Origin of the sequence: Acinetobacter sp. UBA6526, from assembly GCF_002434875.1 — a bacterium.
Lineage (GTDB): Bacteria > Pseudomonadota > Gammaproteobacteria > Pseudomonadales > Moraxellaceae > Acinetobacter > Acinetobacter venetianus.
In genome coordinates, this window is the sequence record NZ_DJLC01000250.1 from 1 (window position 1) to 9,930 (window position 9,930).

Below are 9,930 nucleotides of genomic sequence, written 5' to 3' on the forward strand. Positions count from 1 at the left end.
AACCCTGTTTTACCGGGTGAATATAACGTCGACGTATATGTAAATGGTCAGTGGTTCGGTAAACGTCGAATGATGTTTAAAGCTGTAGACCCAAAAGAAAATGCAACAACCTGTTTTAATTCAAGCACCTTACTTGAGTATGGTGTAAAGCAAGACGTTCTTTCGCAACATATTGCGAATCAATCAAAAAACAGTTGTTTAAAAATTGAAGATTGGATTGAAGATTCTTTCTATGAATTTGACACTTCAAAATTACGTATTGATATTTCAATTCCTCAAGTTGCTTTACAAAAAAATGCGCAAGGTTATGTCGATCCAAGTATTTGGGATCGTGGTATCAATGCTGGCTTTTTATCGTATAGCGGTAGCGCCTATAAAACATTTAATACAACAGGCGATAATAAAGAAACAACAAACGCATTTATGGCAGTTACTGCTGGGGCAAATATTGCAGGCTGGCAATTACGCCATAATGGTCAGTGGCAGTGGCAAGATAAACCGACTGAAAATCAAAGTAAGTCGAACTATCAGTCAACAAGTACCTATTTACAACGTGCATTCCCACAGTATCGTAGTGTATTGACACTAGGTGACAGCTTTACCAATGGCGAAATTTTCGACTCATTTGGTTATCGTGGTGTCGATTTCTCTAGTGATGACCGTATGTTACCAAATAGTATGTTGGGCTATGCCCCACGCATCCGTGGTAATGCAAAAACCAATGCAAAAGTTGAAGTTCGCCAACAAGGTCAATTAATTTATCAAACCACGGTTGCTCCGGGTAGCTTTGAAATTAATGATCTCTATCCAACAGGTTTCGGTGGTGAACTTGAGGTTTCTGTAATCGAATCAAATGGTGAGATTCAGAAATTTGCTATTCCTTATGCATCTGTAGTTCAAATGCTCAGACCAGGTATGAGCCGATACTCATTAACTGCTGGTGAATTTCGTGATCGCGATATCGAGTTAGATCCATGGGTTGTGCAAGGTAAATACCAACGAGGAATTAACAACTACCTCACAGGTTATACTGGCTTTCAAGCCACTGAGAAATACGCTTCGGTTTTGGCTGGTGCTGCTTTTGCAACACCAATCGGTGCGATCTCGTTAGACGTAACACATTCAGAAGCTGATTTTGAAAGAAAAGAATCTCAATCAGGTCAAAGTTACCGTTTAAGTTATAGCAAATTAATTACACCAACAAATACCAACTTAACCTTAGCAGCTTATCGCTACTCGACTGAAAATTATTACAAATTACGTGATGCGATTTTAATTCGTGATTTAGAAGATCGTGGTATGAATAGCTACGCTGTAGGTAAGCAACGTAGTGAATTCCAAATTACCTTAAACCAAGGTTTACCTGATGGTTGGGGTAATTTCTATATGGTCGGCTCTTGGGTTGACTACTGGAATCGCAATGAAAGTACTAAACAATACCAAATTGGTTATAGTAACAATTACCATGGTTTAACCTACGGCCTATCGGCGATCAATCGCCAAGTTGATTATGGATCAAGTAATCAAACACGTGATACTGAATATTTGATGACATTGTCATTCCCGCTCAGCTTTAAAAAGCATTCTATGAATGTGAATGCCAATGCATCTCAAGACAGTAGAACAGTTGGTGTAAGTGGAACTGTAGGTGATCGTTTCAGTTATGGTTCATCAGTAACACATCAAGATCGCAGTAATCCAACCTTCAACGTCAATGGACGCTACCGTACAAACTACACAACTGTTGGTGGCTCATATAGTGTTGCCGATTCTTATCAACAAGCCATGGTTAGCTTAACTGGTAATATCGTTGCTCATAAAGACGGTATTTTATTTGGCCCAGAGCAAGGTCAAACGATGGTACTGGTATATGCACCAGATGCCGCAGGCGCGAAGGTAAATAACACGACTGGTTTAAGTGTAAACAAAGACGGTTATGCTGTTATTCCATATGTAACGCCATATCGTTTAAATGACATTACTTTAGATCCTCAAGAAATGTCGACAAATGTTGAATTAGAAGAAACAAGTCAACGTATCGCACCTTATGCTGGTGCGATTGCTAAAGTCGATTTTTCTACGAAAACAGGTTATGCAATTTATATTGCTACAAAAACAGCAAATGGTGAAAACCTACCTTTTGCAGCACAAGTATTTGACCAAAATAATGAAGCTGTAGGTATTGTTGCTCAGGGTAGTATGGTCTATCTCCGTACCAAGAAAGCAAAAGATCATCTCGTTGTGAAATGGGGTGACGATAGCGCTGAACAATGTGCAATCTCATATGATGTCACAGCTGAATTGGCTAAAGATCAACAGAACTTAATAATGACTGAGGCGGTTTGTAAATGAAGAAAATACTAATAACTGGTGCTTTATTCACAGCTGGTCTTGGAATCCATAACGAGGCTAATGCTGCTTGTCGCGTTTATAACTACACTCCTAACGATGTACAAATGTCTGTTGGTCGCGTTGTAGTTCGCCCAAGTGATGAGGTTGGAAAAATCTTACGTAAAGCAACATTTGCAATCACCGACAAAGGCACCCGTGCTGATCGTTGTGACTCAAGTGATCGTTTAGTTGCAGAACTTAATCAAGGGTTTTCATTAAGTCCATTGGGAAATAGTATTTATAAAACTAATATTCCAGGTATTGGTATTCGCCTTTACCGAGAAGCTGAAAATGCTAGTAACTTCTCGGGTTACTATCCATATACACGTGGTGGACTTAGATATGGAACAACTTATAATTTAGCCCCAGGTTACTTCGTTGTAGAAATTATAAAGATAGCTGAACAAACAGGTTCAGGTGCTTTAGTACCAGGGCAATATAGTAGTTACTATATCCAAGCATCCCCAACCCGACCATTCCTTACAAGTACTGTATTAGCGAATGCTATTACGATTGCATCTTCATCTTGTGAGATTCAAGGTAATATTAATAAAGTCGTTACCCTTCCAACTGTGACTAAATCAGGATTTTCCGGAATTGGATCGACTCAAGGTCCACAATCATTTGATTTAAATATTCTTTGTAATGGTGGACAAAACCCTACTGGCTACGAAGAGAAGAATCTAATTAGTTTAAGTTTTGATTATATGCAGGATGGCACAAATAATCAGGTACTTTCTAATACAGCACCTACTTCAATCAAAGCAAATGGTGTTGGTGTACAACTACTGTGGAACTATAACAATAAAAATCAAGTCATTAAAAAAGGCGATAAATTAGAGCTGGGTACAGTAAGCTCCAATAATACCCTTCAATACAATGTTCCAATGACCGCACAATACTATCAAACAGCAACGAATGTCACCGCTGGTACTGTACGAGCTATGGCAACCGTTACAATCGAATATGACTAATCATAAATAATGGGTCTCCTAAAAATAGGAGGCCTCTTTTATATATAGCTGAATAATAAGATTTTTAAATTACTTTTTCAAAATAAGTAAATACTTTTTGATTAACAAAACTCACATCACAATACAGAGGATCAATCAATGAAAAAACTGAGCATACTTACAGTCAGCTTAGCCTTATTTGGTTGCGGAGACGATTACAATGCTTCGCAAAATAATGATAGTAGTACTCAAACAGTAGAAACAAATGTGAGAACTTTAAACCTAAAAACTTTCAGTCAATCAGAAGTTTGCCAATACAATTTTGATGCAACTCAGGAAGATTATGACGTATGGAATGCGGAGAACCCTGAGTATTTTCCAATAAAAGTATTTCCAGAAATAAATAGCCAAAAATTTGGTTTGACTATTCCTTCAGTGACAGAAAATGAATATAACTTCATAGATTATTTGGCTAGCAGTAAAGCCCAACTCAGCGCTTCTGACAACGAAGTAGATTTTTCACTACCAACTACAGGTATTATTGCATTTGAAATGCAATTGAAAATTCCAATATATTCATTAGGCAATTCCTCATACACTTCTAGGATCTCTTTGGTAGGGATAACAAATAACGGTTATAGCATCAATTCGAATTTTGGCTTTCAATCAGGTACTTATGATCCAGAATTTGGTGAAAATCCTGCAAATGTGAATTATTACATGGCTTATCGACTCACAGATGAAAGTGGCCCTACAACAAGTTATTATCAAAATGCCAACACAACAAATAATTCCAATAATTATCAACGCTTGGGGATTTACATAAACCAAGCCACAAAACAAGTTGGTTATATTTTCAATGGAGTCGATCAAGGATATCAGTCTAGTTTACCTGCTGCATTACAAAAACTGAGTTTTACTATATCAAGTGGAGTCGCAATCTATTCAAATCATCTTAGTGGACAAGAATTATCATCTGAGCTAATCACAGACAGAGGCTCTCTACAATTCAACTATCCTCAAGACACAACGGACATATGTGGCAACACAATCTAGAATCAATAACTCTATTGAGCCTAATCTTTTGATTAGGCTTTTTTATATCTTCTTCTAAAAATGTTAACTAGTTAACAAACCAAAACAATAAATTAATCATCAATTTTAAAATAAAACAAAAACCACATCACATTTTAAAAAAATATTTTAATCAAAACCAGTATAAATATTGCCTTAATAATAATTTTCATGCAGATTAATAATAATTACATTAAATAAAGGTAATAATCATGCATAAAAATCTTTATAAATTCATATTACTTTCATCATTAATGACTATTGCTTCGGTGAGTTATTCATCGGGTACAATTCAAATTAATGGAAATATTGTTGAAGATACCTGTTCAACAAACCACTTAGACAAAGACTGCCAAGTAATCAACACTATAAAACAAAACATTGAATCAAAAAGCGTATCTTTAGAAGATTTGAGAAACAGCCCACAAAATAACAATGTAACCGAAATTAGTATTGAGAAAATTCCTGAACATAACAGTGCTGTAATTATTGCCAGTTATTATTAATATTTTTACTCACCATAGATTATTTTTAATAGCATTTAATCTATGGTGTTATTAAATTATGATTAAAAACATGTTTAACTAAAATTTAAAACACATTCTTTTAAAAAAATAAATTTAAGCATAAATATTGACCAGACATTTTATTTTCTATAGTTTTATATCCGTTGTAAAAATTAAAAAGCTTTAAAATAATAAGGACAAAAAATGGATCATATGAATTCAGATTCACCCACAAATAAAAGTTGTGTTGATTGCAGTACAGATCCCATCGAATCGCTAAAAACAATGTTTGTCGATATGGTACAAGCGGGGAGAATCGGCAAAGGTCAGTGCCCTGCTATGCGACCTGTTTTTTTAAAACCACATGGCATAGCTGCTGCTGAATTTATTATTCGAGAAGATTTACCAGAAAACTTACGTATTGGATTATTTGCTCATTTAGGTAAACGCTATCCAACATGGATTCGATTCTCATCAGATACTACGCCTACCAGTACTGATTTCAAATCTACTTTAGGAATAGGCATCAAACTATTTGAAGTTGATGGTAAAAAGCTACTAGGAAATCCCGATGCAAGTACTTTTGACTTTCTCATGCAGAACTTCGATGCATTCTTCGTCGATACGGCTAAAGACATGTGTGAATTCACGAAGGCTGGCGTTGTTGATGGCAACTATGATCCCTACTTAAAAGATCATCCAAAAACCTCTGAATTACTGGATGCAATGGCAAAACCGGTTGCCAGTGTTTTATCTTCGGCATATTGGAGCGGCTTACCTTTTAAATTTGGTGAGAGCCAGTTCGTTAAATATAAATTAGAACCCAACTTTTATCTTGATCCACCAAACCACTCTCCCAATGACCCTTCTTATTTAGGTGCAGATTTAGTTGCTCGGTTAAAAAAATCAGAAGCGCGATTCCGCTTTATGATTCAATTAAGAACTGATCCAGACCAAATGCCATTAGATCAAGCAACTGTTGTTTGGTCAGAAGATTTGAGTCCGCCTATTCATGTCGCTGATATTGTTATCCCTATTCAAGATATAGAAGCTCGCGGTCAAGCTGAGTATGGCGAAAATCTTGCTATGAACATATGGCGCGTAACAGCCGATCATGAACCTGTTGGTTCTATTGCCGATGCTAGGCGTGTGGTTTATGCAGCTTCTGCTGAATTAAGACGTAATGTAAATGGAATACCTTTAGGTGAACCAAATTCCCCTCGTCCACTTATTTCACCTGCTGCCTGTGTCGATACTCATATTGTCCGTGCAGCAATACATCCTGCGATTGGTATCGCTCGAGTAGGTGATAGTGAAAATGAGTTTTTCATTGGGCCTGAAATAGTTGATGCCCCTGCTGATCTTAATCAGCAACCAAATTTTTACCGAGACTCAACGGGCGCTATTAAAAGACAAGCGGCTCGTTTTCGACTCTATGGATACAATGCAGCTGGTGAAGTTGTCCGTGAACTGACCCCAGATAATGCAGACATCGTTTGGACCGTGCATGTTGCCAACCGCAAATCTCAATGGTATGAGTTTCAATATGCGCTAGATATACCTGAGGCTGTCAATGCACCAGACAATGCATTTGCTTTACGCAACCCTAAAGTCAAAGCAGAAAATCGAATTAAATTAGCAATTGATCCAGGTCCAAGAAGTATTTGTGGTCGAAATATTTCAGGTGGTGCTGAGCATCGCTTTGATACAGGAACATTTCAAGCTGCATCTGATCAGCCTGTTACTGTGCCCTTAGGTGAAATACAAACTGATGAAAATGGGCGACTATTATTTTTAGGTGGCCATGGAAAGTCTGCATCACCAACCAATGCACCAGTATTCGATCCAGATAATCCGCCAAGCTTTAATAATGCAAATGATTGGTACGATGACACCTCAGATGGTTCTGTTGATGCGACCGTAAAAATCAATGGTGTAAGTATCCCAGTTGAATCTGCTTGGGTTGTTGTCGCACCACCTAATTATGCACCTGATGTCATCAGTTGGCGTACGATGTATGACTTGATGTGCGATGTATACGTAAATGCTGGCTGGATGACAATGCCAGAAAAACCATCATTTACCCATGATATTTTGCCATTATTAAATCGTTTGGGTGGGCTTCAATGGGTGAATAAAGGTTTTGCAGCTTATTTTGGTAAAGGCTGCCCTATGGATTTTAGCAATCCGCAGTTACTCGCCAAGTTGTCATACAACCCCAAAGATCTAAATCAAGCAGATCCTTATAGCGAACTTCGCCGAGCAATCTTTCATAACTTCAGACCATCAAGACCAGTTGTAGCAGAGCCAGTTCAATGGCCACATATTTGGCCTTGGATTTATGGTGATGCTTTTGGTAGTTTTCCAGAAAATGGTACAGGTAATATGTTGACCATGACTGGGCTACAAGAAGGCTTACTACATCATTGGGTTGAAGGGAACTTCATTGATGATTGGTCAGATCAAGAGCTAAAAGGCTTCAGCTCTTTTGACCAAGTTCCACTAAAAGACCAACCACATACGCTCGATAAAGCAGCATTGCATTATTGTTTAGCTGACACTTTCCATCCTGGATGTGAAATGACATGGCCTATGCGTCACGCCAGTATGTATAGTTCACCTTTTAGAATCAGACGACGTCCAGATTCTGATCCTGAACCAGATTATGGTGCTACGATGACACCTATCAAAGTTCAACAAGTAGATGGGCCACTTTATGCTCAAATACCAGGAAGTATCACTCGTTGGATGGCAATTCCTTGGCAAGGAGATACAGCATTCTGCCGTTCGGGCTACGATCCTGACTTTGATCCTTATCTACCTACATTCTGGGCTGCCCGTGTTCCCAATCAAGTGTTCACAGAACAAGATTATCAAAAGGTTATTAATCTAGATTTGCCTAGAGAAGAACGGATTGCAGCCTTTAATCAACGACGTAGTTGGTTAAGAGCCATTCAAGATGCAAATACGGCAGACGTTATGATGCGTATGGTTGCACACTTCAATGAACTTGGTATTGTTGAGGTTCGTGAAGGCATTAAGGATGATCCAGATATTCCCGAATATCTATATGTTGAAACGTTAATAGCAGGAAAATTAAAAGCTGCTGCTGAATATGCAACACATTTACTCGAAAGTAGCACTGAACCACTGACAAATCTCGATAAAGCAGGTTGGGCTAGTCATGAACAACTACTCGCGTTTAGAGCAGTAAGAGTTCAGAAACGTTAAATGCTCAATTATGATTGTGATGTGTGTGTAGCTGGTAACGGCCCTGCTGGTATGATTGCAGCAAGGCAACTCGCTTTAGCTGGGCTGTCAGTTATGTTAATTGGTAGCCCAAATCATCAAGCTCATAAATTTGGAGAAACCTTAGCTGGGGCAGCAATTCGACTACTTCTGAAGTTAAATCTTAAAGAGCTGGTTGAAACACTACTAAATACTTCAAATGACGCTAATTCTTTCCCCCCAAAAGTCACAGGAAATATGGCTTTTTGGGGAACTGAACAAGCATCTATAACAGATGCTATTCATGATCCTTATGGCTTAGGTCTTCGAATTGATCGTCAACGATTTGATACGCTCTTAAAACAATATATTCAACTGAAAAACATTACACATCTGAACGCGAGTATCACAAATTTAACCAAACAGAATGGTCTATGGAAAATTACCTTAGACGGTAAAATGCTTATTACTTCAAAATGGATTATCGATGCGACAGGCCGCAGCGCTAAGATTCTTAAATTACTAGGTGTTCAACGGTATCGAGGAGCTCCTTTAGTAGCCCTTTATCGTACCTGTGTACCTGAGAAAAACATATCACTGAATAAAACAATAATTTCATCCAATGAAAGTGGATGGTTATATGCAGGAAAAATCTCTGAGGAAAAATGGGTGTTAGGTTTTCATACTCTTCCTAAATTTGCATTTAATCTAAGGAATCATGCATCGCATTGGGATGACATAATTAATAAAAAAAGTGGTATTACTGATCTTCTAGGTCAATTAGGGTTAAGCGCTGATATTTACGCTCATGATGTTCGCACAACTTGGTCGCCCGAAAGCTCTGGTGAAGGTTGGGTTGCTTGTGGTGATGCGTTATTGGCTTTTGATCCAATCGCAGGACAAGGCCTATTCAATGCAATTTATACTGCAATAAAAGCTTCTGAACATATTTTATCTGCTGAGCAAAAAATAATGCTAGAAAGCAATTATTTAAAAGAATTCCAAAAGATTATTAAAGTATATGAACACCGAAGATATTCATTATATAAAGAGGAACAACGATGGTTAGATAGTGCTTTTTGGAAAGTACATCAGTATTATCAATGACGAATGATATAAGACTCTTGCAACAATCTTTTCAGTTGTATATTGAGCATTAGAGCCTACTTTCGCTATCAAATTCTTGTTAAACGACAATCAAACTTAAAACAATTATTTCATTAATCTAAACTTATTTTAGAGCATAGATCCTGAAAAAATTCTAAAACTTCTTAAAACCATACCGAAATGGTTCTTACCTAATTAAGGCTAAATCAGCTATTTCTAAACATTAATAATCAGGATCATAGAAATATCTTAAAGATTCCTGTTCCATTAAATGCTGATTTTCTGAATATCCATCTTCTTCAGCTTGCCGTTCATATTGCATGTATTTTTCTGATTCACGTTTAGCCTTAGCATTTTCATCTATACGTTGTCGCTCTTTTCTTTCTCTATCGATAGCTTCCTGAGCTAGTTTCGCTCGGCGTTCAGTCTCGAGTTCAGCCATTTTTTGCATATGTTGTAAAGCTTTCTGTTGATATTCTTGTTCTCGTGCTATCCGTTCAGAACTCGTTTTCCAAACAATCACGATCATTAAAAGGACTACACCACCTAAAATAATATAAAGTCTATTCATTAACTATAGATCCGAACTGTTTGTTTTTCTGATCAATTTTAAACTAATTAATAGCCATTATAATTTAACAATGAACAAAAATTTGATAATTTAAAATCAA

General features: G+C 37.3%; 7 protein-coding genes. 6 read left to right on the forward strand and 1 reads right to left on the reverse strand.

Annotated elements, in window-relative coordinates:
- The 6 genes from B4237_RS17335 to B4237_RS17360 form a co-directional block, all read left to right on the forward strand.
- Positions 1 to 2,352, forward strand: a 2,352-nt coding sequence (locus B4237_RS17335) for a fimbria/pilus outer membrane usher protein (protein ID WP_286944238.1), incomplete at its 5' end; no start/stop codon positions are given.
- The gene (locus B4237_RS17340; protein WP_278595711.1) at positions 2,349 to 3,365 is read left to right on the forward strand and encodes a fimbrial protein; all 1,017 of its coding nucleotides are present in this window, start codon (positions 2,349 to 2,351) and stop codon (positions 3,363 to 3,365) included. The genes B4237_RS17335 and B4237_RS17340, both read left to right, overlap by 4 nt.
- Before the next feature lie 138 nt (positions 3,366 to 3,503).
- On the forward strand, positions 3,504 to 4,400 hold the full coding sequence (locus B4237_RS17345) for a DUF4882 family protein (RefSeq protein ID WP_278595712.1): 897 nt from the start codon (positions 3,504 to 3,506) through the stop codon (positions 4,398 to 4,400).
- 230 nt (positions 4,401 to 4,630) lie between these two features.
- Positions 4,631 to 4,924: a type 1 fimbrial protein gene (locus B4237_RS17350; protein WP_278595713.1), complete on the forward strand. Its 294-nt coding sequence runs from the start codon at positions 4,631 to 4,633 to the stop codon at positions 4,922 to 4,924.
- A gap of 204 nt (positions 4,925 to 5,128) precedes the next feature.
- Positions 5,129 to 8,155 (forward strand): LodA/GoxA family CTQ-dependent oxidase, encoded by a 3,027-nt coding sequence (locus B4237_RS17355; RefSeq protein ID WP_278595714.1) that lies wholly within the window; start codon positions 5,129 to 5,131, stop codon positions 8,153 to 8,155.
- Entirely contained in the window at positions 8,156 to 9,259 is a 1,104-nt protein-coding gene (locus tag B4237_RS17360; protein WP_278595715.1) for an FAD-dependent oxidoreductase, read from the forward strand.
- 223 nt (positions 9,260 to 9,482) lie between these two features.
- On the opposite strand, the gene B4237_RS17365 is transcribed toward B4237_RS17360, so the two are convergent.
- Positions 9,483 to 9,830, reverse strand: coding sequence for a hypothetical protein (locus B4237_RS17365; protein WP_278595716.1), 348 nt, complete (start codon positions 9,828 to 9,830; stop codon positions 9,483 to 9,485).
- Positions 9,831 to 9,930: the final 100 nt, after the last annotated feature.